This window comes from Microvirga sp. P4_A5 (assembly GCF_056402495.1).
Genome location: NZ_JBFUHH010000065.1, coordinates 1 through 24,563, shown reverse-complemented (window position 1 = coordinate 24,563; position 24,563 = coordinate 1). Strand labels below are relative to the sequence as shown.

24 protein-coding genes are annotated in these 24,563 nt (G+C 63.8%); 9 read left to right on the top strand and 15 right to left on the bottom strand.

Annotated features, from left to right (window positions below; genetic code table 11):
• Positions 1-1,557, bottom strand: coding sequence for an OpgD/OpgG family glucan biosynthesis protein (locus AC1DVM_RS15970; protein WP_477255850.1), 1,557 nt, complete (start codon positions 1,555-1,557; stop codon positions 1-3).
• A 650-nt stretch (positions 1,558-2,207) separates the two neighbouring features.
• Here AC1DVM_RS15970 and AC1DVM_RS15965 point away from each other — a divergent pair.
• From AC1DVM_RS15965 to AC1DVM_RS15950, 4 genes are all read left to right on the top strand, one after another.
• Positions 2,208-3,362 (top strand): type III PLP-dependent enzyme, encoded by a 1,155-nt coding sequence (locus tag AC1DVM_RS15965; RefSeq protein ID WP_477255848.1) that lies wholly within the window; start codon positions 2,208-2,210, stop codon positions 3,360-3,362.
• A 128-nt stretch (positions 3,363-3,490) separates the two neighbouring features.
• Positions 3,491-4,063, top strand: coding sequence for a GNAT family N-acetyltransferase (locus tag AC1DVM_RS15960; protein WP_477255846.1), 573 nt, complete (start codon positions 3,491-3,493; stop codon positions 4,061-4,063).
• A 103-nt stretch (positions 4,064-4,166) separates the two neighbouring features.
• A complete protein-coding gene (locus AC1DVM_RS15955) occupies positions 4,167-5,597 on the top strand; it encodes a homospermidine synthase (protein WP_477255844.1) in 1,431 nt (476 codons plus the stop codon).
• A 53-nt stretch (positions 5,598-5,650) separates the two neighbouring features.
• Positions 5,651-5,986 carry a hypothetical protein gene (locus AC1DVM_RS15950; RefSeq protein ID WP_477255842.1) on the top strand — a complete coding sequence of 112 codons (336 nt, stop codon included), beginning with the start codon at positions 5,651-5,653 and terminating at the stop codon, positions 5,984-5,986.
• Here AC1DVM_RS15950 and AC1DVM_RS15945 read toward each other — a convergent pair whose 3' ends face one another.
• From AC1DVM_RS15945 to AC1DVM_RS15905, 9 genes are all read right to left on the bottom strand, one after another.
• The gene (locus AC1DVM_RS15945) at positions 5,987-6,505 is read right to left on the bottom strand and encodes a DUF2937 family protein (protein ID WP_477255840.1); all 519 of its coding nucleotides are present in this window, start codon (positions 6,503-6,505) and stop codon (positions 5,987-5,989) included. It lies immediately after the preceding gene.
• A 9-nt stretch (positions 6,506-6,514) separates the two neighbouring features.
• Positions 6,515-6,793: a hypothetical protein gene (locus tag AC1DVM_RS15940; RefSeq protein WP_477255838.1), complete on the bottom strand. Its 279-nt coding sequence runs from the start codon at positions 6,791-6,793 to the stop codon at positions 6,515-6,517.
• An 8-nt stretch (positions 6,794-6,801) separates the two neighbouring features.
• Positions 6,802-7,809 carry a WD40 repeat domain-containing protein gene (locus tag AC1DVM_RS15935; RefSeq protein ID WP_477255836.1) on the bottom strand — a complete coding sequence of 336 codons (1,008 nt, stop codon included), beginning with the start codon at positions 7,807-7,809 and terminating at the stop codon, positions 6,802-6,804.
• 37 nt (positions 7,810-7,846) lie between these two features.
• The gene (locus AC1DVM_RS15930; protein WP_477255834.1) at positions 7,847-8,809 is read right to left on the bottom strand and encodes a CobW family GTP-binding protein; all 963 of its coding nucleotides are present in this window, start codon (positions 8,807-8,809) and stop codon (positions 7,847-7,849) included.
• Positions 8,810-8,873: 64 nt separating this feature from the next.
• The gene (locus tag AC1DVM_RS15925; protein WP_477255832.1) at positions 8,874-9,782 is read right to left on the bottom strand and encodes a metal ABC transporter substrate-binding protein; all 909 of its coding nucleotides are present in this window, start codon (positions 9,780-9,782) and stop codon (positions 8,874-8,876) included.
• A 17-nt stretch (positions 9,783-9,799) separates the two neighbouring features.
• A complete protein-coding gene (locus AC1DVM_RS15920) occupies positions 9,800-10,666 on the bottom strand; it encodes a metal ABC transporter permease (protein WP_477255852.1) in 867 nt (288 codons plus the stop codon).
• 31 nt (positions 10,667-10,697) lie between these two features.
• Positions 10,698-11,447, bottom strand: a complete 750-nt coding sequence (aztA, locus tag AC1DVM_RS15915; RefSeq protein WP_477255830.1) for a zinc ABC transporter ATP-binding protein AztA — start codon at positions 11,445-11,447, stop codon at positions 10,698-10,700.
• 8 nt (positions 11,448-11,455) lie between these two features.
• On the bottom strand, positions 11,456-11,599 hold the full coding sequence (locus AC1DVM_RS15910) for a hypothetical protein (protein ID WP_477255828.1): 144 nt from the start codon (positions 11,597-11,599) through the stop codon (positions 11,456-11,458).
• A gap of 121 nt (positions 11,600-11,720) precedes the next feature.
• Positions 11,721-13,298 (bottom strand): OpgD/OpgG family glucan biosynthesis protein, encoded by a 1,578-nt coding sequence (locus AC1DVM_RS15905; RefSeq protein WP_477255826.1) that lies wholly within the window; start codon positions 13,296-13,298, stop codon positions 11,721-11,723.
• A gap of 155 nt (positions 13,299-13,453) precedes the next feature.
• On the opposite strand from AC1DVM_RS15905, the gene AC1DVM_RS15900 reads away from it, so the two are divergent.
• The 3 genes from AC1DVM_RS15900 to AC1DVM_RS15890 all read left to right on the top strand — a co-directional run bounded on the left by AC1DVM_RS15900 (position 13,454) and on the right by AC1DVM_RS15890 (position 17,174).
• Positions 13,454-14,422: a TAXI family TRAP transporter solute-binding subunit gene (locus AC1DVM_RS15900; RefSeq protein WP_477255824.1), complete on the top strand. Its 969-nt coding sequence runs from the start codon at positions 13,454-13,456 to the stop codon at positions 14,420-14,422.
• 89 nt (positions 14,423-14,511) lie between these two features.
• The gene (locus tag AC1DVM_RS15895; RefSeq protein WP_477255822.1) at positions 14,512-16,806 is read left to right on the top strand and encodes a TRAP transporter permease; all 2,295 of its coding nucleotides are present in this window, start codon (positions 14,512-14,514) and stop codon (positions 16,804-16,806) included.
• Positions 16,803-17,174 carry a DUF1850 domain-containing protein gene (locus tag AC1DVM_RS15890; protein WP_477255820.1) on the top strand — a complete coding sequence of 124 codons (372 nt, stop codon included), beginning with the start codon at positions 16,803-16,805 and terminating at the stop codon, positions 17,172-17,174. Before AC1DVM_RS15895 ends, AC1DVM_RS15890 begins: the two co-directional genes overlap by 4 nt.
• Here the strand turns inward: AC1DVM_RS15890 and AC1DVM_RS15885 are convergent.
• Positions 17,171-17,413 carry a hypothetical protein gene (locus AC1DVM_RS15885; RefSeq protein ID WP_477255818.1) on the bottom strand — a complete coding sequence of 81 codons (243 nt, stop codon included), beginning with the start codon at positions 17,411-17,413 and terminating at the stop codon, positions 17,171-17,173. The two genes, AC1DVM_RS15890 and AC1DVM_RS15885, sit on opposite strands and share 4 nt — an antisense overlap.
• Before the next feature lie 86 nt (positions 17,414-17,499).
• Here AC1DVM_RS15885 and AC1DVM_RS15880 point away from each other — a divergent pair, with 86 nt between their 5' ends.
• Positions 17,500-19,071 carry a gamma-glutamyltransferase family protein gene (locus tag AC1DVM_RS15880; RefSeq protein WP_477255816.1) on the top strand — a complete coding sequence of 524 codons (1,572 nt, stop codon included), beginning with the start codon at positions 17,500-17,502 and terminating at the stop codon, positions 19,069-19,071.
• Between the two features lie 2 nt (positions 19,072-19,073).
• Here the strand turns inward: AC1DVM_RS15880 and AC1DVM_RS15875 are convergent, their stop codons facing one another.
• From AC1DVM_RS15875 to AC1DVM_RS15860, 4 genes are all read right to left on the bottom strand, one after another.
• Positions 19,074-20,051 carry a nickel/cobalt transporter gene (locus tag AC1DVM_RS15875; RefSeq protein WP_477255814.1) on the bottom strand — a complete coding sequence of 326 codons (978 nt, stop codon included), beginning with the start codon at positions 20,049-20,051 and terminating at the stop codon, positions 19,074-19,076.
• A gap of 32 nt (positions 20,052-20,083) precedes the next feature.
• A complete protein-coding gene (locus AC1DVM_RS15870) occupies positions 20,084-20,731 on the bottom strand; it encodes a DUF1007 family protein (protein WP_477255812.1) in 648 nt (215 codons plus the stop codon).
• A gap of 83 nt (positions 20,732-20,814) precedes the next feature.
• Positions 20,815-21,522 (bottom strand): uracil-DNA glycosylase, encoded by a 708-nt coding sequence (gene ung / locus AC1DVM_RS15865; protein WP_477255810.1) that lies wholly within the window; start codon positions 21,520-21,522, stop codon positions 20,815-20,817.
• Entirely contained in the window at positions 21,519-23,048 is a 1,530-nt protein-coding gene (locus tag AC1DVM_RS15860) for a bifunctional metallophosphatase/5'-nucleotidase (protein ID WP_477255808.1), read from the bottom strand. The genes ung and AC1DVM_RS15860 overlap by 4 nt, the downstream gene beginning before the upstream one ends.
• A gap of 322 nt (positions 23,049-23,370) precedes the next feature.
• Between AC1DVM_RS15860 and AC1DVM_RS15855 the strand changes: the two genes are divergently transcribed.
• A partial coding sequence (locus tag AC1DVM_RS15855; protein ID WP_477255806.1) for a hypothetical protein occupies positions 23,371-24,563 on the top strand: 1,193 nt, incomplete at its 3' end.

The following is a 24,563-nucleotide window of genomic DNA, read 5'->3' as shown; positions in this document are numbered from 1 at the left end:
TCATTCCACCGACCAGGGGTAAGTCCAGGTCTCAGTCAGCGCCCGGTTGCCGGCGCGCAGGAATGCCCGCAGATCCGTCGATTGTCCGGGCTCGAGCTGCACGTCGACCGCGACGCGAAAGCCGCCGGTATGTTCGTTGGGCATGATGAAGCTATGGGTGATCTTTCCATTCGACAGGGAGGGAACCACCTTAACCTGCTCCGGGTCAGCAAGATAATAACCGAGGTCGCCACCGGCGAAATCAATGATGAAGCGGCGATGCGCGGGGTCGCTGGGCGCGTTGGAGCCGCTTGCGCGCGGCGGTGTCAGGAAGGTGTTGATCACTTTCCCGCCGGGATGCATTCCGGTGATCGCGGCGACCGACCGGAGCCGGTACGAAACGTTGATCTCCTGACCCGGCTCGTAGGGGCGGTTGGGCTCCCAATAGGCCACGATGTTGTCGTGGGTTTCATCGTGGGTCGGGATCTCGGCGAGTTCGATGCGTCCCTCACCCCACTCGCCCATGGGCTCGACCCAGTAGCCGGGCCGCTGGTGAGAATGGGCCTCCAAGTCCTGGTAGTTTTCGAAGACCCGATCGCGCTGCATCAGTCCGAAGCCGCGGGGGTTGTTGTCGCTGAATGACGAGATCGTCTTCTTGGCTGGGTTGCGCAGCGGCCGCCAAATCCACTCGCCGGCCCCCGAATGCATGAGGAGTCCGTCCGAATCGTGCAATTCAGGCCGGAAATCGTCGGTGCTCTTCCGGTCGTTCTCGCCCTGGTAATACATCGAGGTGAGAGGTGCGAGGCCGAGATTGGCGATAGTCTGGCGAGGAAACAGGGTGGCGGTGACTTCGAGGGTGGTTTCACGGGCAGGATAGAGAATGAATCGATAGGCGCCCGCTACCGAAGGGCTGTCGAGCAATGCAAAGATGGTGATGCGGTCCGTGTCAGGCGTCGGCATCTGGATCCAGAACTCCCGGAAATAGGGGAATTCCTCGGCCTCGCCGCCCTCGACGTTGATGGCGAGCCCCCGGGCCGAGAGACCGTATTTCTGGTCCGCGCCGAGGAACCGGAAATAGCTGGCGCCGAGAAAAGCAATCACCTCGTCGAAAACTTTCGGAGTGTTGATCGGGTAATGCAGCCTGAACCCGGCAAAGCCGAGATTGACGGGCAGGGGGCGCTCGATCTTGTTCCGGCCGTAATTGAACAATTCGCGCTGGTACGGCACCGGAGTCGGGACTCCGTCGCGGAGGACGTTCACCGTCACGGGGCGCTGATAGAGAAAGCCGAGGTGGAACAGCTGCATCCGGTACTGGCTGCCGCCRGACCCGAGGAGCGCCCGGTCGGGCCGGAAGCGGATATCGCGGTAATCGTCGAAGCTGAGCTTGTTGAGCGGTTCCGGAAGTTGGGCGGGCGCGGCCTCGTAGGGGGCGCCGGCGAGTTCCCGAGCCCGGCGAACGACATCCTCGAATTTGAACGGATTCGGCGCGGGCGCCCCATTCTGCTGTTGTGCCCAGACGTTAGTGGCGGCGCTGGCGAGGAGGCCTTGCAGAATGATTCGGCGAGAGGGGGTCATCATGGAAGCAGAGGTGCTCTTTTCGGGCTGAAACGAACGGGTTTGGGTGATCCTGAAATGGGTCCCACCGCCCTCTCCGTCTACCGCTCCCGCTTAATAAAGGCTGAATAGAGGGATTCCGGGCCCTCAGCGAAAACAATCCTCAAAAAAAATGCCCCGAGGGATCAAAAAACACTTGTGATCCGGGGACACTGCGCCTATCTCCGGTCCTGCCCAATTTCGCACGTGCCCGTGGTTACGTGCCGGTTGGTGGGCATCCGGACAAGAGGCCGGACAGCCGCCCGAGAGCGTCCTAGTTCTCGATACCCCTAACCGGCAGCCGGAGGCGAAACCGGCGTACCCCGTTCTCAACGGGGGACGTGACTTAAGCAACGACGAACGGGCTTTTTTGGTCTCGTTGGCCCTCCAAAGGTCAACACCGAAGAGGCTTGTTTATCATTGCCGCGCGTGCGGACAGGGAAATTCCCTCTCCAAACCAAGGCAGCATCGTCGGGTGAAGCGCCCGTTGCACCCTCGTGTCTCCATCGCACGATCGCGCAATGTCGTTTTCCCCGCTGACGCCGGACGTCAAGGGCCCTCAACGGGTCCTAAAGCGTCTGAACTTCAATCCGGAGGCCTGAGAGCCTCCATTGAGCCTTTGTGGGAGAACGCCGGTGACTCAGCGTATTCGCGAATTTTTGCGCAACCGACGTGAGGACGGACCTTGCGTCGTCGTCGACCTCGATGTCGTGCGCGACAACTACGCCAAATTCTCCCGTGCCCTTCCCGACACGCGCGTTTTCTACGCCGTGAAGGCGAATCCCGACCCTGCAGTGCTCAAGTTGCTGGCGGATCTCGGCTCGTGCTTCGACACCGCGTCGGTGGTCGAGATCGAGCTGGCTCTGGCCGCGGGTGCGACGGCTGATCGGATCTCGTTCGGCAACACGATCAAGAAGGAGCGTGACATCGTTCGCAGCCTCGCGCTCGGCGTGCGCCTCTTCGCGGTCGATTGCGAAGCCGAGGTCGAGAAGGTCGCTCGCGCTGCCGTGGTGGCAGGCGTCACCGCATCGGACGTCAAGGTGTTCTGCCGTATCCTGTGCGACGGCGCCGGCGCCGAATGGCCGTTGTCGCGCAAGTTCGGTTGCGTGCCCGAGATGGCGGTCGACGTGCTCGAGCATGCTTTCCGGCAGGGACTCGAGGCGTATGGCGTGTCGTTCCATGTGGGCTCGCAGCAGCGCAACACGGAAGCGTGGGACCAGGCTCTCGCCTCGGCATCCGGGATCTTCCGCGAATGCGCCACGCGCGGCATCCACCTGTCGATGGTCAATCTCGGCGGCGGTTTCCCAACGAAGTACCTGAAGTCGGTTCCGGCCGTGAAGCTCTATGGCGAGTCGATCTTCCGGGCGCTTTCGAAGCACTTCGGCAACCGTCTCCCCGAGACGATCATCGAGCCGGGTCGCGGTATGGTCGGCAATGCAGGCATCATCGAGGCCGAGGTCGTTCTCGTCTCGAAGAAGAGCCAGAACGAGGACGAGGTGCGTTGGGTCTATCTCGACATCGGCAAGTTCGGCGGTCTCGCCGAGACGATGGACGAGTCGATCCGCTACCCGATCCGCACCGAGCACGACCACGACCGCAAGGTTCCGTGCGTGCTCGCAGGCCCGACCTGCGATTCCGCGGACGTTCTCTATGAGAAGGAGCCCTATCCGCTCCCCATCTCGCTGGAGATCGGCGACAAGGTGCTGATCGAAGGCACCGGCGCCTACACGACCACTTATTCGGCGGTCGCGTTCAACGGCTTCCCGCCCTTGAAGTCCTACGTGATCTAGATCACGTCCCGCCTGCCTCGGGTCATCGAGGCGGGCACCAACCTTTCCCAAAGAGTTGTCCCGGACGGCCTGCTCGGTTTCGAGCAGGTGCGAGGGCTGTCGCTCACCCCCAACGGGAGGCCACGGCCATGATCAAGATCCGCCAGGAGACGATGCGCGATATCGAGGCGCGCGAGGCACTGCTCGATTCCTGCTTCGGAGCCGACAGGTTCCAGAAGACCTGCGAACGGCTGCGTGAAGGCCGCGTGCCGGCGCAGGGCCTGTCGCTCGTAATCGAGCGCGATGGCGCCATCATCGGCACCGTCCGCCTGTGGCACGTCTCACTGGGTGCGAACCGACCCGCGCTTATGCTCGGGCCGATCGCCATCGCCCCCTCCTGCCAGAGCCTGGGTCTCGGCGGGAAGTTGATCCGCGAGGCGCTCGGTCGCGCCACGGCGCTGGGCCACAAGGCTGTCGTGTTGGTCGGGGACGCCGCCTATTACAAGCGATTCGGCTTCTCCCCGGACGCGACCGGCGGGTTGTGGATGCCGGGCCCCTATGAGCGCGAGCGCTTCCTTGGCCTGGCCCTTGAGGCCGGCGCCCTTGAGGGCGCGCGCGGTCTCGTGTGGGCAAGCGGCGAGTTCGAGCCGAAGCCGGACCTGGCGGCTCTCGTGGCTGCCGCCGCTCAGGGCAGGCTTGGCGGGCTGCCGCTGGCCGCCTGAGATATTCTCGACGATTGACTATGGGCCGCACCGGAACCGATGGTGCGGCCCATATGCGTTTGAAGACCCCGATTGCCCAAAGACTGATGAAGGAGAACTCGACATGACCAATCCGCCCATCCATGGCCGCATCACTGGACCGATCGTGATGATCGGGTTCGGCTCGATCGGAAAAGGAATGCTGCCGTTGATCGAGCGTCATTTCGAATTTGACCGCAGCCGCCTCGTGGTGATCGACCCGGACGACAAGGACCGGCACATGCTCGACGCCCGGAGCATCAAGTTCGTGCATACGGGCCTGACGCCTGCGAATTACCGCGCTGTCCTGGAGCCGCTTCTGACGGAAGGCGGGGGGCAGGGTTTCTGCGTGAACGTGTCGGTCGATACCTCGTCGCGCGACATCCTCGAACTGTGCCGTGAGCTGGGCTCGCTCTACATCGATACGGTGGCCGAGCCCTGGGAAGGTTTTTATTTCGACACCAGTGCGGGGCCCGAGGCGCGCACGAACTACGCATTGCGCGAGATCATACTCGACGCGCGCCGCCGCAATCCGGGAGGTCCGACGGCGGTGAATTGCTGCGGCGCCAATCCCGGCATGGTGTCGTGGCTCACCAAGCAGGCCTTGCTGAACGTTGCGAAGGATATCGGCGTCGAGCACGACGAGCCGAAAACCCGCGACGATTGGGCAAACCTCATGAGCCGCGTCGGCGTGAAGGGAATCCACATCGCCGAGCGTGATACGCAGCGCGCGACATCGGCGAAGCCCATGGGCGTCTTCGTCAACACGTGGTCGATCGAGGGCTTCGTCTCCGAGGGCCTGCAACCGGCCGAACTTGGCTGGGGAACCCATGAGAAGTGGATGCCCGAGAATGGGCGCACGCATGCGGCCGGTTCACAGGCGGCGATCTACCTTCTCCAGCCCGGAGCCGACACCTATGTGCGGTCCTGGACACCGACCGCTCAGGCTCAGCGCGCCTATCTGGTGACGCATAACGAAGCCATCTCGATCGCCGACTACTTCACGGTACGCCAGGGTGAGAAGGTCACCTACCGGCCGACTTGCCACTACGCTTACCACCCCTGCAACGACGCGGTGCTGTCGATGCACGAGATGTTCGGCAGGGCGGGCAAGCCGCAGGACACGTTCCACATTCTCACCGAGGACGAAATCGCGGACGGGATCGACGAACTCGGCGTGCTTCTCTATGGCCATGCGAAGAATGCCTATTGGTATGGCTCGCAACTCTCCATCCAGGAGACGCGCCAGATCGCGCCGTATCAGAACGCCACGGGGCTTCAGGTGACCTCGGCGATTCTCGCCGGGATGGTTTGGGCGTTGGAGAATCCGCAAGCTGGCATTGTGGAAGCCGACGACATCGACTTCCGTCGCTGCCTCGAGGTGCAGATGCCGTATCTCGGCCCCGTCATCGGCGTCTACACCGATTGGACGCCGCTCGAGGGCAGGCCCGGTTTCTTCGATGAAGACATCGACACCTCCGATCCGTGGCAGTTCCGGAACGTGCTGGTGCGTTAAGATTTGTTTTTGTGGCCGGCCTCACCGCCGGCCACGATCACCAGAGGATCGACATGCCGCACTTCGAAGATTTTTATGCGGACAAGCTTCGCGGCGCATTGGGCGTCGCCGATGCCGACGCGGTGTTGGATCTGCGCGACGCCACGCGGGAAGCGGCTGCGGTGGCGATCCAGGATATGCTGGAACGCAGCCGGTTTGGAGGTGCCAAGACCGTCGCAATACGCCTCTCGCCGCCCCCGGAAGGCGGAGGTGAGACGCTGTTCCAGCCTGTTGGCAAGGCTCTTCTCGAGGCCAGGAAACGGGCCTGGATCGACCGGCTCCACACACTGCCGGCTCATGACGGTCTGGGCTTCTACGTGGCGCTCTCAGGAAAGCCGCCGACGGCCTGATCAAGCACGCTTGGCAGACGGCACGCGACGCCGAAAGAGGCTGCGCGCAAAACTCGCCAGCAGCAGAATGGCGCCCCACACGACGACGAACCCGAAAGCCGTCGACACGAGGCCCTCCTGGGTGACCGGAACCGCCGGCTCGAAATCGCGGTAAGCGGCGTTCATGATGTCCACATCGCCGTCCCGCACCATCAAGGCGACGCGACCGAAGGGCCCGGCATCGAGCATTTTCTGCCGGTGAGTTTCCAGGTTGCCAAGCCGATCGATGTTCCCCTGCATGGCCGCGCCCTGGCGCCCCGCAAGCTCGTCCGCATTTCCCCGCAGACGCGTGACCGCGCTCTCCGGCGTCTCCCCTTGTGCGCGGGCATCGGCCTCGAAACGCCCGACGACCTGCTTCAACTCATCGATGCCGCCGCCGAGGCGCTGGCGATATTGCTGGGAAAATTCCGGACCCTGCGAGGCGACGAGTCCGCCGAGAAGACCGCAGCCGACGGCACAAATGCGAATAACGCGGGACATGCTGTCTCCTCAAACTTCCAGCGCCGCCACGACGTCCGCCTCGGCAATGTCGGACAGACCTTTGCCGATCTTGCAAGCACGGGTCTTCGCGCCCGGCGCCATCACGAGGATCACGGTTTCGAAGCCCGGGCAAGCGGGATCCGCGCACACGATCTCATTGACCGCGAAGACGGTGTCGTCGCTCGCATGAATGGCCTCGCGCGCCCAATCCTTGACGCGCCGCACGGCATCGGCATCGATTTTCGGCGCGCCGAGCGCATTCTTGAGGAAAGCTCCGAAGCGCGCCAAGCCCTACCTCATGTGGGAAGCGTGAGAATGCCGGCCTGGCCGTCCTCGCAGCCGAAGGCGAGGCGCTTGCCGCCGTGATCCCAACCGAGGGCCGTGATGCCGCTTTCTTTCGTGGCGGGCCGAACGAGCAATTCCGCCGCATCGGCAAGGCGGATGAGCAGGATGCACCCATCCTCGTAGCCGACGGCTAGCACGAAGGTGTTCGGGTGAAAGGCGACGCGATCGACCTTCGCGGGGCGCACGCCGCATTCGCGCGGCTGCTTGCCCATCGGCCCCTCCTTCGAGTCGAAGGGCCACAGGATGGCGGCCTCCGCGCCGGAGGTCGCGAGCCACTTGCCATCCCCCGACCAGGAAACCGAGCGTGTCTTCGACGGATAGCCGCTCATGCGCATGTTGCCCTTGTCGGGCAAGAGCCGCCAGCCATGCAGGGCATTTTCCTGCATGGAGGTGACGAGGAACCGCGCATCGGGTGACCAGGTGATGTCGAGATGCGAGCCCTTCCATTCGAGAACTTCCGGCTTCGCCTCCGTGTTCGGGAACCACAGGGTGGCGCCGTTGTAATGCGCGATGGCAAGGCGATAGCCCTTCGGCGCGAAGGAGATGCCGCGCGCAGCCGATGGCAGGTCCAGCGTTTTCTCCCGGCCTTTCTCGTCACGTACGATCACGCGCTTTCCGGCGCCGTAAGCGACCGAACCGTCCTTGTTGAGCGCGACCGAATCGATCCACGCGCCCTTTGTCTCGGCGAGCGTTTCGGTCGTGCCGTCGGCAGTCGTGGCGGCCACCCGGCCGTCATCACCGCCGGTGACGAAACGCCTCCCGTCGCTGATTCCCGTCAGGAGTCCCGCATTGGGATGCGCCTCGATGCGACGAGTCTCATCGCCCGTCACCAGCACCACCGCGCCATCGCCGAGGCCGAGGGCGAGCGTGCCTTTCAACCAGCCGAGCGCCGTGACATGCGCGCCCGTGTCAAAGGCGGCGACGTTCTGGGAAAGGGAGGGGGCTGTTCCAGCGGTCATTCGGCAATCTCTTGAATCGCAAGCCCCATAGCACGGCTCACACCGCGCAGGCGAGAAACTCCTCGCGGATGGCCTTCTCGTTCAGGTCGCGGCCGATGAACACCACCTTGGAACTGCGCTTCTGGCCCGGCTTCCAATCGTCCTGCACATCCCCGTCGAGGATCATGTGCACGCCCTGGAAGACGAAGCGCTTTGGCTCGCCCGGAAATGCCACGATGCCCTTGCAGCGCAGGATGTTGGGACCCTCGACCTGCGTGAGATTGGAGATCCAGGGCATGAATTTTTCAGGATCGACTTCCCCATCCACCTGAACGGCGACGGATTGCATGTCCTCATCGTGATGATGGTGATGGCCCTGCTCGAGAAAATCGGGCTCGATCTCCATGATGCGGTCGAGGTCGAAGGCGTTGCGATCGAGCACTTCGCTGATCGGGATCGCGCAATTCTGCGTGCGATGAAGCTTGGCGTAGGGGTTGATGGCGCGGATGCGGCTCTCGACCTCGTCGAGTTCCTCGGGGGACACCAGGTCGATCTTGTTGAGAACGATGACATCCGCGAACGCGATCTGATTCTTCGCCTCGGGAGCGTCCTTCAGCCGGTCCGACAGCCATTTGGCATCCGCGACCGTCACGACGGCGTCGAGACGGGCGGCGTCGGACACGTCCTGATCCATGAAGAAGGTCTGGGCCACCGGCGCCGGATCGGCGAGGCCGGTGGTCTCCACGATGATGGCGTCGAACTTGCCCTTGCGCTTCATGAGCCCGTCGATGATGCGGATGAGATCGCCGCGCACGGTGCAGCAGATGCACCCGTTGTTCATCTCGAACACTTCCTCGTCGGCGCCGACCACGAGTTCGTTGTCGATGCCGATTTCGCCGAATTCGTTGACGATCACGGCATATTTCTTGCCATGCGGTTCCGTGAGGATGCGGTTCAGAAGCGTGGTCTTGCCGGCGCCGAGATAGCCGGTGAGGACCGTTATGGGGATCTTGTCGGACATCGGAAGGTTCCAGAGCCAGATTGCAAAAATCATGCCCGCAACGGCGGGCATGACGGAAAGCCGGTCAGCTCGACAAAGCCGCGCTGAAGGCCCTTATATTGTGTCTCATCATGTCAATGTAAGTGGGAGCGGGCCCGCCCGGGCCGGACAGCGCGTCCGAATAAACCCGGCTGCCAAGCTTGGCCCCGGTCTCGCTGGCGATCCGCTGCATCAGCCGGGGGTCCGACACGTTCTCGACAAAGACCGCCGTGATCTTCTCGCGCTTGATCTGCCGAATGATCTTGGCGACATCGCCGGCCGAGGCCTCCGCATCGGTGGAGACACCCTGCGGCGCGACGAACGCGATCCCGTAGCCGGCCTCGAAATACCTGAACGCGTCGTGCGACGTGATGATGCGACGATTGCTCTTCGGAATGCCGTCGACCAGGGCCCTGATGCCGGCGTCGAGCGCGTCGAGTTTCGCCAGATAGGCGGCCGTATTCGCCTCATAGACGGCCTTTCCGTCCGGATCGACAGCCACCAGCCCATCGCGGACCGCCGCGGCGTACAGCTTCACATTCGAGACGTCCTGCCAGGCGTGGGGATCCATCGCGCCGTGGCCGTGACCGTCTTCGCTCTTCAAGGGCTGGACGGCCTTGGCGAGCTCGACCGTGGGGGCTTTGGTGCCGGACGATTTCACCAGGCGGTCGATCCAGCCTTCGAACTTCAGTCCGTTGATGAAAACGATCTTCGCCTCGCTCAGGCGACGGGCATCGGCGGGCGTCGGGGAATACACATGCGCATCGCCATCGGGCCCGACGAGGGTCGTGACCTCAACCCGGTCGCCGCCGACATTTGCGACGACATCGGCCAGGATCGAAAAAGTGGCGACGGCCCTGATTTTTGCCGGCGTCTGCGCGGCGGCGGCCAGGGAGGACCCCGCGAGCGCGACGCAGCCTGCGATCATCGAGAGGGCGGATCTTCTCGTGAGCATGGAACGGTCCTCGTTGGTTAGGCCTCGAGATGCCTGCCCGGGAACATAAGCCACAACAATCCGCCCTCCCGTCCGAACACGAGGGACATCACGTAGACGATGCCGGCCGTCAGAATAATGGCAGGACCGGCAGGCAATTCGAGGTGGAACGACAGGAGCAGGCCGCCGACTCCCGACACCATGCCGATGAGGATGGAGACGATCATCATCGCGGTGATATCGCTCGCCCAAAATCGGGATGCGGCGGCGGGAAGCATCATCATGCCGACGGCCAGAAGCGTCCCCAGCGCATGAAATCCGCCGACGAGGTTGAGGACTACGAGGCCGAGAAACGCGAGATGGGTGGGGGTTCCGGCACGGCTGACAGAGCGCAGGAAGATCGGGTCGACGCATTCCAGGACCAGCGGGCGGTAGAGGATGGCGAGCGCCATCACGGTGAGGGTGGAGATGGACGCCAATAAAAGCAGGGTGTTGTCGTCCAGCGCCAGCACGGTGCCGAAGAGCACGTGAAGGAGGTCGACGTTGGAGCCGCGCAGGGACACGATGGTGACGCCGAGTGCCAGCGACAGAAGGTAGAACGCCGCGAGGGACGCATCCTCCTTCAGTGCCGTGAAGCGAGACACGAGCCCCGCCGCCACCGCGACGACGACGCCCGCCACCAATCCTCCGACAGTCATGGCAGGGAGCGAGAGGCCGGCGAGCAGATAGCCGACGGCCGCCCCGGGCAGGATCGCGTGGGCCATGGCGTCGCCCGTGAGGCTCATGCGGCGCAGCATCAGGAACACGCCCACAGGGCCGCCGCCGAGCGCGATGGCGACGACACCGACGAGGGCCCGCTGCATGAACCCGAAATCGGCGAAGGGCGCGATCAGAAATTCGAACATGGCGTGACGGTTGGAACGGAGCTGGTATCCATCACGCGGCGCTGCGATGGCAGGCGGCCGCATGGGGGTCGTAGGCTTCAACCATCCGGCGTGCTTTGAGCATGTTTTCGCCGCTCAGCACATCGGCCGTGGCGCCCCAGGCCACCGGCTCGCGCGCAATGAGCAGGGTTTCGGGGAACACGCGTTTGACGACGTCGATGTCGTGGAGCACCGCCACGACCGTGCGCGATTCCGCGTGCCAACGCCGAACGAGGTCGAGCAGGTCGGCAATCGTCTTGGCGTCGATGGCGGTAAAGGGCTCGTCGAGGAGGATCACGGCCGCATCCTGCAACAGCAGGCGAGCGAAAAGGGTCCGCTGCATCTGGCCGCCCGACAGCGTCCCGATGGGACGCCTCTCGAATCCGGTGAGGCCAACGGCCGACAGCGCTTCCTCGATGCGGGTGTGGTCACCCCGCCCGATCCCCCCGAGGATTCCCGAGCGGGACCAGAGGCCCATGGACACGAGATCGTAGACCGACAGGGGAAATGTCCGATCGATTTCGGCCGCCTGGGGCAGGTAGGCGACGGCTGCCGGAGACGAGAGATCGAGGCGGATATGCCCTTCCAGCGGCCGCAGGGCGCCCGCAATCCCTTTGAGCAGGGTCGATTTGCCGGCGCCGTTCGGACCCACGATCGCCGTCAGGCTGCCCGCATGGATCTCGCCGTCGAGGTGATGGACGGCCGGGTGACGGCCATAGCCGAGCGTCACCTCGTCGAAACGGATCGACGAACCTTTGTTCATGCCGGGGCTCACGTCAGAACCAGAAAAACGAGCAGCCATAAACCGCAGATCAGCAATGCCGAGCCCAAGAGCCGCTCGGCGGCTGAGAGCCGCAGAAGCGAGAAGGTGGGCTTTCCCGCGACGGCATGAATTGCATGCGCGTGGTCGTGCATGTGCGCTTGCTGATGGGAATGATGGTGCGGCATAGCCCGAAACTTAACGCGTCCCAAGTCCGATTTCTAGGGGGGTATAGTATTTTATACGGGGTGCTGTGACGTCCCGGATCTGCCGGGTTTAAGGGGTTGGATGATACTGGTAGAGCCAGGTTTCGCTCAACACCTGGTCGCCCTGACGCAGGTAGCAGCGCAACTCCACCGGGTCCGTTCCGGCGGCCGTGAGATCGAATTGCGTGCGCCAATGCCCCGGCACGTCGTCCGGCACGGCCTCGGTTAGAATATTGGCAAAGCTCCCACGCGAAGCGGTCAGGACCGGCTGCGGGATCACACCTTTGGGTAGCCGCGTGAGTGGTTCGCCGAGGAATTCCACCATGAACTTGCGCACGCCCTTGGGGCGGATCGTCCCGGCCTGCCCGCCATTCCCGAACCGGGTCGCGACCACACGGGCGAGCGGTGTCGGATAGGGCTCGTCGGCCGACCAATGCATGCGATAGCGAAACGCGAAGCTTCGGCCGGGCAGGGCGGGTTCCGCCGGCACCCACATGGCCACCACGTTGTCGTGGATTTCGTCGTCGGTGGGGATCTCCACAAGCTGGATCGCGCCACGCTCCCAGTTGCCCTGTGGCTCGACCCAGAGCGAGGGACGGCGGTCGTAATAAACGCCGTCGAGATAATGGTCGAAATTGCGATCGCGCTGCAAGAGACCGAAGCCCTTCGGATTCGTGTCGCTGAAGGACGAGGTCATGATCCGTGGCGGATTGTTGAGTGGGCGCCAGATGCGCTCGCCCGTCCCGCTCCACATGGCAAGCCCGTCGGAATCGTGGATCTCGGGGCGCCAATCGACAGAAGTAGCCTTCGATTTTTCGGAGTACCAATACATGGAGGTCAGCGGCGCGATGCCGAGGCGGCTCACCTCCTGGCGCATGAAGACCGTGCTGTCGACGTCCATGATCACGGATTTGGCCCGTTGCATGACGAAACGGTAGGCGCCGGCGACGCTTGGTCCGTCGAGAAGCGCATAGACGGTTACCGTGTCGGAGCCGGGTTCGGGCGTCTCGAAATAGACGTGCGTGAAGTCGGGGAATTCCTCCGTCTTTCCGAAAACCGCGACATCCACCGCGAGTCCGCGGGCCGACAGGCCGTATTGGTAGAGCTCACCGATGGCGCGGAAATACGATGCCCCGAGGAACGCGACCCAATCGTTCTTGCGCCAATCGAGCGTACCGCCGCGCGGTTCCTGAAAGCGGAAGCCGGCGAATCCCGAATTGTCCGGCAGCTTGTGCGCCGGGGAATCCGCCGGCATGTCGAAATAGGTGCTGTCGTAAATGATCTCCCGGGCCTGGCCCTTCTCCACCACGTGCATTCGCGCGGGCTTCTGGAAATAGCGTCCCAGATGGAAGAACGTGACGGGGAACTCGCCCGGACCGTTCGCCCATAAGGCCAGATCGGTCTTGAACCTGATCTTGCCGTGGGCGTCGTAATCGATCTGCTCCAGGATTTCGGGCGAGGGCCGAGGCGGCGGCACATAGGGCATTGCTGCCATGTCGCGCGCCTGCTTTTTCAGCGCCTCGTAGGAAAACGGCGCGGCGTCGGACATCTTGAGGCCCTGCTGCGCGAGCGCAGGGGCCGAGAATCCAGAGGCTGCGAGACCCGCGGTGGCGGAGGCATATTGGAGGAACTGGCGACGATCGAACATGAAAACCGGCATCTGTTCTGTTGGGAGAAAAGCCCCACCCGACCAACGTGGCAGGATTAAGTCACTCATAACCTCTTGAGAAATTCGCGTCAGCCGTCAAACTGGCGCCACACACAGGCGCCGACGAAAGGGTGCCGTCACAGGGAGTTAACATCATGCCTTCACGTTTCACGCGCCACCTTATGGGGGCCGCGACCGCCCTTGCTCTGGCAGGAGCGAGCCTCCCCGCGCAGGCACAGGATTTCGTCAACATCCTCACCGGGGGCACGTCGGGCGTCTATTACCCGTTGGGCGTCGCCATTTCCAAGGTCTTCACCGACAAGGTTCYGGGCAGCCGTCCATCCGTTCAGGCCACTAAGGCGTCGGTGGAAAACCTGACCCTGCTTCAGCAGGGCAAGGGCGAGATCGGCTTCACTCTGGGTGACAGTCTTGCGCTCGGCTGGGCGGGTGACGAGGAAGCCGGTTTCAAGAGCAAGCTCGACAAACTGCGCGGGATCACCGCCATCTATCCGAACTACATCCAGATCGTCGCCTCGAAGGATTCGGGCATCAAGACGCTGGCGGACCTGAAAGGCAAACGGCTCTCCGTCGGCGCTCCGAAATCCGGCACCGAACTTAATGCGCGGGCGATTCTCGCGGGCGCCGGCCTGACCTATAAGGATCTCGGCAAGGTCGAGTATCTGCCGTTCGGCGAATCTGTCGAGCTGATGAAGAACCGCCAGCTCGACGCGACGCTGCAATCGGCGGGTCTCGGCGTATCGTCGATCCGCGATCTTGCCAGCTCCGTGCCCATCACCGTCGTCGAGATTCCGGCAGCTGTCGTCGACAAGGTCGGCGCTCCTTACGTGAAGGTCAACATCCCGGCCAATACCTATGACGGCCAGACCGTCGCCGTGCCGGCCGCGGCCGTCGTCAACTACCTGGTTACCCATTCGGGCATGTCGGACGAGAAGGTCTATCAGATGACGAAGGCGATCTATGAAAGCCTTCCGGACCTCGCCTCTGCTCATGCGGCGGCCCGTGACATCAAGCTCGAAAGCGCCCTCGCCGGCATGCCCGTCCCGATGCATCCGGGCGCGCAGAAATATCTCGACGAAAAGGGCGTGAAGAAACAGGGCTCGTAAGTCCTTCGAACAATTTGACAATCGAGCCGGGGCAGGTGAACTGCTCCGGCTTTTTATTTTCTGATTACAAGTTCCCGGAGATTGTGCGCATGAGCCAGGGCGAGACCGTGTCTGAAGTAGCCAAGATGGAAGCCCCGGCGGTCATCATCAATCCGGAACACGGCCTCCCGGAAAGTTTCGGCGAAGGCCTGGTCGGTCGAATCCTGTTCTGGATCGCCGTTTCGTTTTCGACCTTCCAGGTCGTCACCTCGTTCGGAATCCCTCTCGACGCGCCCTTTATCTCCAGCATCACACTCAATCATTTCCTTGCGGTGGCAATGACGGTCTGGGCCGCTTGGCTGGTCCTGCAGGTGGTGCGTGGGCAAAGCGTCGTGGATGGCGTGCTGGCCTGGCTCGCCATCGCGGTCGCGTTCGGCCTCATCGTCCACTTCGGGGGCTCGCTTCCAAGCCAGGTGGTACGGGCCCTGCACGTGGGCTTCCTGTGCCTGGTCGCCGGCGCGATGGTGGCCAATCATCGTGCCGGGTCATCGACGACTCGCATCCTCGGCTGGGCCATCGGCGTCGCGGGTTTCGCCGTTGGCCTCTATCAATGGGCGCTGTACAACGATTTGCTGGTGCGCTCCGGTGAACTCACCCATCTCGACATGGTGGTGGGAATCGCAGCCCTCATCATCCTGATCTATCTCGTCTGGCAGGTGATGGGCATCGCGCTGCCGATCGTCGCCACTGTGTTTCTCGCCTATTGCCTGATCGGCAACTGGCTCCCGGCGCCGCTCGACCATCGCGGCTATACGGTGGAGCAGGTGATCGAACACATGTCGTTCGGGACGGAAGGCATCTATGCGGTCCCGACACTGGTTTCCGCGACGTATATCTTCCTGTTCATCCTCTTCGGCGCCTTCATGGAGAAGGCCGGCGTCATCGACTTCTTCAACGACATCTCAATGGCCGCCTTCGGCAGCGCCCAAGGCGGGCCGGGCAAGGTCTGCGTCGCCTCCTCGGCGCTCATGGGCACCGTGTCGGGCTCCGGCGTCGCCAATGTGGTTGCGTCAGGGCAATTCACCATTCCGCTGATGAAGCGCTTCGGCTTCCCGTCTGCCTTCGCCGGCGGCGTCGAGGCCACTTCTTCGATGGGCGGTCAGATCATGCCGCCGGTCATGGGCGCGGTCGCCTTCATCATGGCCGAGACCATCGACGTGCCCTACGCCAAGATCGTCGAAGCGGCGATCATTCCGGCGCTCCTGTACTTCGCGGCCTGCTATCTGGCGGTGCATCTGGAGGCTGGCAAGCGCGGCCTTAAAGGCCTGCCGCGGGACGAACTGCCCAACGCCTGGACCGAAATCAAGAAGAACTGGTACCTGATCACGCCACTTGGCGTCCTGGTCTACCTGCTCTTCGCCGGCTACACGCCGCTTTTCGCCGGGGCCGTCGGTCTCTCGCTGACCGTCGCGCTGATCATGGGGATCGCCATCGTTGGAGGACTGGCGGTGCCGGCCCTGCGGATCGCGTTCTGGATCGGCCTCGCGCTGCTGTCCGCCTATTCGCTCGCCTCCAGTGTGACCCTCGTGGTTGCCGTCGTCGCGCTCCTCGCCATCTGGAACGCGTTTTCGGGGCGTGGGCGGCTGACCCTTCAGGCATGCGTCGACGCAATGGCGGACGGGGCGCGGCAGGCCCTGCCGGTGGGCCTTGCCTGCGCGGTGGTGGGCATCGTCATCGGCACCATGACGCTGACGGGGCTGGGCACGATCATCGGCACCTGGATGATTTCGATCGGCAAGGACAACATGTTCCTGGCCCTGGTGCTGACGATGATCTTCAGCCTGATCCTCGGGATGGGCATCCCGACGATCCCCAACTACATCATCACGTCGTCGCTCGCCGCCCCCATCCTGCTCAATCTCGACGTGCCGCTGATCGTCTCGCACATGTTCGTGTTCTATTTCGGCATCATGGCGGACCTCACGCCGCCGGTCGCTCTCGCGGCTTTCGCCGCGGCCCCGATGGCCAAGGTATCGGGCATGAAGATCGGCGTTCAGGCGATCAAGATCGCGCTTCCCGGGTTCATCGTGCCCTACATGGCGGTCTACGATCCAGCCTTGATGCTGCAGCCGGTGGCAGGGCTCTCCGGGGCCGGCTACTGGTTCGCTGTTGCCTACGTAGTCGTAAAAGCCTGTCTGGCACTCTTCCTCTGGGGGGTGGCCGCGGTGGGCTATTTCCGCTCCCCCCTGGCGTGGTGGGAGCGCCTCTGGGCCGCCGCCGCCGCCGCGCTGCTGGTCCTTGCCGTGCCGATCACGGACGAGGCCGGCTTCCTCCTGGCCCTCGCTTTTATCGGATTTCACGTCTGGCGAACCCGCCAGGTCGCAACACCCGCCATCAACGGATGATCTGTCTGGTCGCCGGCTCCAAGATCGCGCCGCTTCTGGCCGGCGCGATCACGCTGGCCTGGACGCATTCGGTCCAGAAGACCGTCTGGGAGGAAGATTGGCGAGYAGGCCCCGTCGGGCTTGAACTCGTCGAGGCGCGCGTGCAGGGCTCCGGCGCCGGAATGGACCCGCCCCCCGGGGCCCAGTTCCGCGACGGCATGTGGAAATGGCAGCCGAATCTTCCACCGCAATCGCAAGTGGTCATGCGCCGGTCGGGCGCGACGGCGGATTGGCGGATCTGCATCGCGGGCAAATGCCGGGAGATGAACAGCTACGTGCCGGCTGAAGCCGACCCGGTGACCATGAGAATCTGCGAGCGAACGCCTTAAGCGCCCTGGATGACAGGCTCGACCTTGTTGCAAAGGCGCCAGACCATGACCATCACATAGGCGGCGATGAGGCTGAACAGGCCCATCAGGACGAAGCCGACCACGTGACCGAGCTCGAACAAGCCGGCAATCGCCCAACCGCCCGCGATCGCGACCCCGAAGACCTCGGTGGCGATGAGGATCATGATGCTCGTGATGGTGATCAGGTTGCGCCAGTTGACGCGCTTCGGCTGGGCCAAGGTCTCATTCTCCGTTCGCGAGACAGGAGGTAGCCCAAATCCGCCCCCGCGTGCAAGTTCCGCGATTCTCGCATAGGGTCGCGCCCATGCTCGAAACCCCGGTCTTCTCCACAGCCGCCGTCGCGGCGCCCCACGCACGCGCGGCAGAAATCGGCCAGTCGATCCTGGCCTCGGGCGGCAACGCCGTCGAAGCCGTGGTGGCGATGGCGGCGACCTGCGCGGTCGTTCTGCCGCATCTCAACGGCCTTGGCGGCGACGGCTTCTTCATCGTCCGGGAGCCGCGAGGACGGGTTCATGCGCTGGACGCGTCCGGCCCCGCCGGCACGCTGGCGACAATCGAGCGCTATCGAAAGCGGGAATACGAGAACATTCCTGCCCATGGCCCTGATGCCGCCCTCACGATCGCGGGGGTCGCGGCAGGCTGGGCGCTGGCCCTCGATCTCGCCCGCGCCCTCGGCGGGCAATTGCCTCTCGATATGTTGATGGGGGACGCCATCCGGGTGGCTCGCGAGGGTTACGTGATCGCGCCGTCGGAGGGCCGCGTTCCCATCCATCCCGCCTTGCGGGACGCCCCGCTTTTCGCCGCGACTTTCCTCGTCGACGGCAAATCTCTGCCAGCCGGCACCGTCCGCCGCCAGCCGAAGCTTGCCGACACGCTGGAGCGCCTGTCACACGCGGGTCTGGCGGATTTCTACCGCGGCGATGTGGGGCGTGAGATCGCGCTCGATCTCGAACGGATCGGAAGCCCGATTCTCAGGCGCGATCTCGAGACCTACCGCGCTCGCGTGGCCCATCCGCTCTCGATCCGCCTGCGGCAAGCCGAAATCTTCAGCCTGCCTGCGCCGACTGAGGGCATCGCTTCCCTGCTGGCGCTCGGAATAGCCGATCGGTTGAGCCGCGGTGGACAGAGAGGCGCAGACGACCTTCATCGAATGATCGAGGCTTACAAGCGCGCACATGTCGCAAGCCGCGATCTCGTGGCCGATCCGCGCGAGATCGAGGGAGATCCGGCAGACCTTCTCGCGGGCAGCCATTGCGAGCGTGAGGCGCTCCAGATCGATGCGCATCGCGCGGCCTCGCTGTCGCTGCCCAGTGGCGTCGCTGGGACCCGCGTTTGGATCGGCTGCATCGACAAGGACGGACTGGCCGTCTCCTATGAACAATCCGTCCACGGGCCGTTCGGATCGGGCTGCGTGCTGCCGACGACCGGGATTCTCTGGCATAATCGCGGTGCTGCCTTCTCGCTCGAGGCGGCGAGCAACAGGTCCCTGATGCCGGGCCGCAAGCCGCCTCATTCGCTCAACCCCGCGCTCGCAGTCTTCGCCGATCACCGGGTGCTTGCCTTCGGCGCAAAGACGCAGGTCCAGGCGCAGGTCTTCTCGCATTACGCCGAGCATGGCATGGGGCTCGCGGATGCGGTGGATGCACCTCGTTGGTTATTGGCGCGCGGCCCGGCGTCAGGCGCTCTATTGCGGGTCGAAGACAGGTTCGATCCGGGGCTGCTGCGCGCGCTCGCGCAACGGGGCCACGAGGTCGAGGAGATCGCCAGCTACGCGGACGACATGGGCCAAGCGGGCATGATCCTCCGACACCCGCGCAATGGCCGGGTGGAGGCAGCGCATGATCCGCGCGGGGATGGCGTCGCGATGGGTCTTTGAAATCAACTCGAAACGCTGGACGACCACACGCCGAACAGCAGGCTCGCGCCCAACACCAGCACGAAGGCTGCTGCGAGAAGTTCGATTGCCGCGACCGCGACCGCGCCAGCCGCCCCACGCCCGCCGGCGATCCGCAGCGCAAGTGTCTTGGCGAAAACCGCCAGCGCCGCAATCGCTCCGGTCGTCAGCGCCGTGCCGAGCCCCATCGCGAAGGTGGCGGCGATGCCGACCGCGAACTGACCTTGCGACAGCGCGAAGACGAGAATCACCAGCGCGCCCGCGCAGGGCCGAATGCCGGCCGCGATCACCACGGCGGCGAGCTCACGCCATTTCGTCAGCCGGTTGAGCATTTCGGGCGGCGGCAGGTGGACATGGTCGCAATCCTCCGTTTGGACGCCGGCGAACGGATTGCGGCTGAATGTCCAGGTGCCGAGGAGTTTGCCGCTCTTGCGCCATGTCAGAGCGGCGCCGAGAAGCGCCACCGTCGCGAAGCTCGCCATCTCCACCCCGGTCGAGACGCGGCTCATGGTTGCGGCTGTGGCGTTGAACAGGATGGCGAGGATGCCGACCAGCGCGATGGCGACGAGAGCCTGCACGATCGCCGCAGCAAGGCTCAACGCGAAGCCTTTCGCGAGCGCGCGCTCGTCCGCCACCAGATAGGCAGCGATCACGCCCTTGCCGTGGCCGGGACCGGCCGCGTGGAAAACTCCATACGCGAAGCCAATCGAGAGCAGCGACCAGATCGCGTCCCCGTGGGCCTTCACCGCGGCAAGCGCCTGCTGCAGGTTTTTGTAAAAGGCGCTCTGGACCGCCAGAATATACGCGCCGATATCGCCGTAGGGCGCCGCCTCGCGCAAACCCATGCCGAACGGATTGCGCACGGGGGGCGCGGCGGTGGGCGCAAGCCACCAAACGATGAGCGTTATGCAGGCCGCAACCACCGCTACCGCGAGGAAGGTAACGAAAAGGCGCGGTGCCATGCGAGCAGGGGCCGTCGCGAACGCGGCGTCGCTTACGGACATGCGATGATGGCTTTGTTGGCGAATTGCGTTCCGAAACTGGACGCAGCGGTCAGCGTCTCGAAAAACGATTCCGACATGGATTGCTGTTGGCTGGGTTCGACATTTTTCGGCCGTGTGATGCTGGTCGCGCAACCTTGCGGCGCGCCCGCGAGTGTCACCGCGTCATTGCCCTCGGCGAGCCCGAACGAGATGAAGAAGGTCGGGTCGTAGATCTCGAGCGACACGATTCTGTTGGGAGATGGGCTCTTGAGCGGGAGAAAATACCGCAATGTGACACCGTCTGAATCATGCGCCATGCGGTAGTCGCGGGGAGCGCCGAATTCCTGCTTCTTGCCGTTGGTCTTCAGCACCGTGAAATAGTCGAATTCCACCAGCGATTCGGTGTTCTCCTTCGCGAGACCCTGCAATTCCTCGGACGAGAATTGTCCGTCACCGTTTTTGTCGAGACCCTGGATCACATAGGCCGAGTACCCCTTGTCGAACGTCCAGGCATGGCGCACGCCCGAGATCCTGCCGTCCGGCGCATAGACCAGTTCGGCACGCGCGCTCACCCACACGTGAGGATGCGCCCATGCGGGAGAGACGCAAAGCGCCAGGAGGCAGGCGAGACGCCATCGAAGGCGGGTGCGAGGTGTCATGGCTCGGTCTTCTGGATGCTTGTTTGGGACGTTTCGAAGCGCACCATGAGCCATCATGGTTAATGGAGGCAAAACGGAGGCGGCTATCCGAGGCTCCAATCGACCGGTGCCAGCCCGCGCGCGGCGAGCCACGAATTGGCCCGGCTGAAAGGGCGAGAACCCTTGAAATCCCGCAGGCGGTTGAGCGGGGAGGGATGCCCAGCTTCGATGACCAGATGTTTCGCGCGGTCGACGCGGTCCGCGAGTCGGCGCGCCGGCCCGCCCCAGAGCAGGAAGACCACGGCCGGCTGCCGGTCCGAGACGGCCGAGACGGCTTGCTCGACCAGCCCCGACCAACCGAGTTTCTTATGTGCGCCCGCAAGACCGGCCTCGACGGTGAGCGCCGTGTTCAAGAGGAGGACGCCCTGCTCGGCCCAGGCGCTGAGATCGCCGCGCGACGGCGTGGGGACGCCGAGATCCTCCGCCATTTCGGACAGGATCGTTCGCAGCGAGGGAGGCAGCCGGCGCGCGCCGCGATACGAAAAGGCGAGGCCATGCGCATCGCCGGGAGTCGGATAAGGGTCCTGTCCGACGATGACGACCCTCACCGTGTCGAGAGGCGTCAGGGACAGGGCGGCGAAGATCGCCTCCGGAGGGGGCAGCACGTGGCGTCCCGACGCCATGGCGTCGTCAACCTGCTCGATCACGCGATCGGCGCCTCCGTCCTTGAAGAACGGAAGCGCGGTCCACGCGGAATCGCCGTGCTGCGTCGAGCGGAATCGCGCGAGTGCGCGCGCGGCGGRCCCCGTCATCGAATGACGATACGACCTTCGACCTTTGCGTCGACCGTCCCGGCCTTGCGCACATAGGCCATGACCTCGTTGGCCATCAATTTTCCGTCCGTCAGTCCGATCAGCACCCTGCCTTTTCCGAACGACGCATAGCCGTCGCCGCCCGTCAGCATGAAATTGTTCGTCGCCACCTTGTAGCGTTTGGCCGGGTCGATGGGCTGACCGTTGACGGTGATATTGCTGACCCGCGCGCCGACCGGGGCCTTGGGGTCGACTTCGAAGGTCAGGCCGGAGACCTGCGGGAAACGGCCTGCGCGATTTTCGATCTGCGATACGCCGTTTTCCAGAGCCGCGCTGATATCGGCGCCCGTCACCTCGACGAGCGACGTCGAGTTTCCGAACGGCAGTTCCGACAGGATATCGCGGCGGGAAAGCTTTGCGCCCGCGGGATATTGCTTGTTGGCGCGGATGCCGCCGCCGTTGGTGATCGCCACATCGGCCCCGGTCGAATCCCTGATGGCGTCGGCGACGAGGTTTCCGATGGCGGCTTCCTGCGAACGCACCGTTGCCGACCGGCTGTCGAGTTCGTTCTTCGAGGTGCCGATCTCGATATCGAGTTCCTTCGACAACTCGCCCTCATAGCGTTTGACGACCGCCAGCACCTCCGGGTCGGCGTCGATGGTCGCCGAATCGTGAACGCGGAAGCTCGGCGCCCAGGCCACCTTACGATCCTTGCCCTCGCCCGTGACGGTGGCAACGAAATCGATCGCGGTGACGAAATTGCCTTCTTCGTTGGACTCGACCATCACGGTCTTGCCGTCATAGCCGATGGCGAGGTCATGGTCGTGGCCGGACAACAGCACATCGACGAGGCGCGTGCGCACGATGGCGTAGTCCATGTCGCGGTCGGTATGAGCGACCGCCACGATGATGTCGGCGCCTTGCTTACGCAGGTTTCCCGCCTCGGTTTTGAGTGTTTCGATCTCGGGAAGAAATTTGATGTCGCCGGGCGATGACATGCCGGGCGTTCCCGACAGCGCGAGACCGAGCACGCCGATCTTGACCGGACCGAGGTCGAAGATTGCCGAATCCTTCATCTTGGGAATCGGCGATCCGTCGGCCTGGCGCATATTGGCGCCAAAGAACGGGAAATTCGCCTCTCCCATCCGTTTCAGATAGACGTCCTTGCCGAAGTCGAACTCATGGTTGCCCGGCACGAAGACGTCCGGTTTGATCATGTTGGTCAATTCGATGATGTGCGCGCCTTGATCGAAGCCCGACATGAGGGAGGGCGAGAACGTGTCGCCCGCATGGCAGAACAGCATCGGCACGCCCCGGGCGCGCTCGGCCTTCACGACCGCCGCCAGCTTGGCAAACCCGCCGCGCCCTTTGTCGTCGGACATCTTGTAGATGTCGTTCACCAGCAGCAGGCTGAAGGTCACGTTGGGAGTGGCCGCCTGCGCTTCCTCGTGGCTGCCGAGCATGGTGACGGAAAGACCTGCGCCGAGGCCGAGTCCGAGGGTCTGACGACGAGAGAGTTTGGGCATGGATGATGTTCCGCTGCTGGGAGTGCCTGAATTCTGACCGGATCGCGTCGAAGAAGGACCGGGGCAGAATGCTCAGTTCCGGTTCCCGCCGCAAGCCCCCTTGCAACTCAGATACATTCGCGGCGCCAGGCGGGGTGGCACCCGACGGGGCTTGGCTTTCGTCGGGTTTCCAGCCACCCCGCCTTGGTATAAGCAGCCAACGCCGGGGGCGGGGTCTATTGATGGGATTGTGTTGAAACAACAACCGAAAAAATGGTCCAGCGGGCTCTTGCGATCGTTCGGCTACCGATCCTCCCCGACCCGGGGGCGGGTGGCGTTCATCATGGGACTGTTCGGCGTGGCGTTCATTTTCGCCACTTTCGGTTACATCGCTCTCGAGCAGCGCGGCCGCCTCATCCAGCGCAACGAAGCGGACATGGCGAGCAACGCCTTCTTCATGGCGGATCACGCCGCGCGTCTGTTCGAGGTCTCGGATCTCACGTTGCGACAGACCGCGGCGCTCGTCGAGGATGAGAGCTGGTATACGATCGAGCCGTCACGGAGGCTGTGGGAACAGCTCAACGCGATCAAGCGGGCGCTCCCCTATGTGGACGATATCTGGCTGAACGATTCGACCGGCAGGCTGCGCCTGACATCGGCGGCGTTCCCGACGCCCTTTTCCGATGCCTCGGATCGGGACGCATTCAAGGAGCAAGCCGCGTCGGACAAAGGGCTCTTCATCGGTGAGCCGATCATCGGGCGCATCACGAAGCAAGCGACCTTCATGGTGAGCCGCCGCCTGGAATATCCCGACAGGTCGTTCCGCGGCATCGTCTCGGTCACCGTGGCATTGAGCTATTTCAACAATTACTGGGCCAATTTGCGGCTGCCCAAGCGAAGTCGCATCACGTTGGTCCGCGCCACCGACAACAGGATCCTGGCGCAATATCCACCGCCGCTCGACGGGATTTCGTTCGTGGTGGGCGATCATGAACCTTTTCAGAAAGCCGTTACGACGGCGCGTCAGGCCGGCACGTATTCGTACAATCCTGGCGGTGACCCGCGCAGGGCCGCCTATCACCAGATCGGACAATTGCCTCTTTATATTGCGATCAGCGTTCCCGAGGATTCCTACTGGAACGCCTGGATCGGACAGACCCGCCTCTACGGTGCGTTCGCGCTCATCGCCTTCGTGGCCTTGGTCGCCCTGACGGCGCTCGCCGGACGCCAGTATCGCGAACAGGCCGCGACCGCGGCTTTCCTGGCGGACGAAGTGGCGTTGCGGACCGGCGAGTTGCAGACCGAGACGGCGGCGCTCGAGGTTCTCAACCGGACCGGCACCATGCTGGCCGGCGAACTCGCCATCGACCACATCATGCGCAATGTGGTCGAGGCGGCGGTGGAACTCACCGGGGCGCAGGTCGGCGCATTCTATTTCAGAGCCCGCGCCATCGACGACGGGCAGGGCAGCGATGACGGTTTCGAACTCTCTGCGCTCGCAGGACCCGGCAGCGCGGCGCTCGAAGGCGTTCAGAC

Coding starts and splice junctions, on each gene's coding strand:
- AC1DVM_RS15960 (WP_477255846.1), top strand. CDS start 3,491: ATGATCAAGATCCGCCAGGAGACGATGCGCGATATCGAGGCGCGCGAG.
- AC1DVM_RS15955 (WP_477255844.1), top strand. CDS start 4,167: ATGACCAATCCGCCCATCCATGGCCGCATCACTGGACCGATCGTGATG.
- AC1DVM_RS15950 (WP_477255842.1), top strand. CDS start 5,651: ATGCCGCACTTCGAAGATTTTTATGCGGACAAGCTTCGCGGCGCATTG.
- AC1DVM_RS15945 (WP_477255840.1), bottom strand. CDS start 6,505: ATGTCCCGCGTTATTCGCATTTGTGCCGTCGGCTGCGGTCTTCTCGGC.
- AC1DVM_RS15935 (WP_477255836.1), bottom strand. CDS start 7,809: ATGACCGCTGGAACAGCCCCCTCCCTTTCCCAGAACGTCGCCGCCTTT.
- AC1DVM_RS15930 (WP_477255834.1), bottom strand. CDS start 8,809: ATGTCCGACAAGATCCCCATAACGGTCCTCACCGGCTATCTCGGCGCC.
- AC1DVM_RS15925 (WP_477255832.1), bottom strand. CDS start 9,782: ATGCTCACGAGAAGATCCGCCCTCTCGATGATCGCAGGCTGCGTCGCG.
- AC1DVM_RS15920 (WP_477255852.1), bottom strand. CDS start 10,666: ATGTTCGAATTTCTGATCGCGCCCTTCGCCGATTTCGGGTTCATGCAG.
- aztA (WP_477255830.1), bottom strand. CDS start 11,447: ATGAACAAAGGTTCGTCGATCCGTTTCGACGAGGTGACGCTCGGCTAT.
- AC1DVM_RS15910 (WP_477255828.1), bottom strand. CDS start 11,599: ATGCACGACCACGCGCATGCAATTCATGCCGTCGCGGGAAAGCCCACC.
- AC1DVM_RS15905 (WP_477255826.1), bottom strand. CDS start 13,298: ATGTTCGATCGTCGCCAGTTCCTCCAATATGCCTCCGCCACCGCGGGT.
- AC1DVM_RS15895 (WP_477255822.1), top strand. CDS start 14,512: ATGAGCCAGGGCGAGACCGTGTCTGAAGTAGCCAAGATGGAAGCCCCG.
- AC1DVM_RS15880 (WP_477255816.1), top strand. CDS start 17,500: ATGCTCGAAACCCCGGTCTTCTCCACAGCCGCCGTCGCGGCGCCCCAC.
- AC1DVM_RS15875 (WP_477255814.1), bottom strand. CDS start 20,051: ATGGCACCGCGCCTTTTCGTTACCTTCCTCGCGGTAGCGGTGGTTGCG.
- AC1DVM_RS15870 (WP_477255812.1), bottom strand. CDS start 20,731: ATGACACCTCGCACCCGCCTTCGATGGCGTCTCGCCTGCCTCCTGGCG.
- AC1DVM_RS15860 (WP_477255808.1), bottom strand. CDS start 23,048: ATGCCCAAACTCTCTCGTCGTCAGACCCTCGGACTCGGCCTCGGCGCA.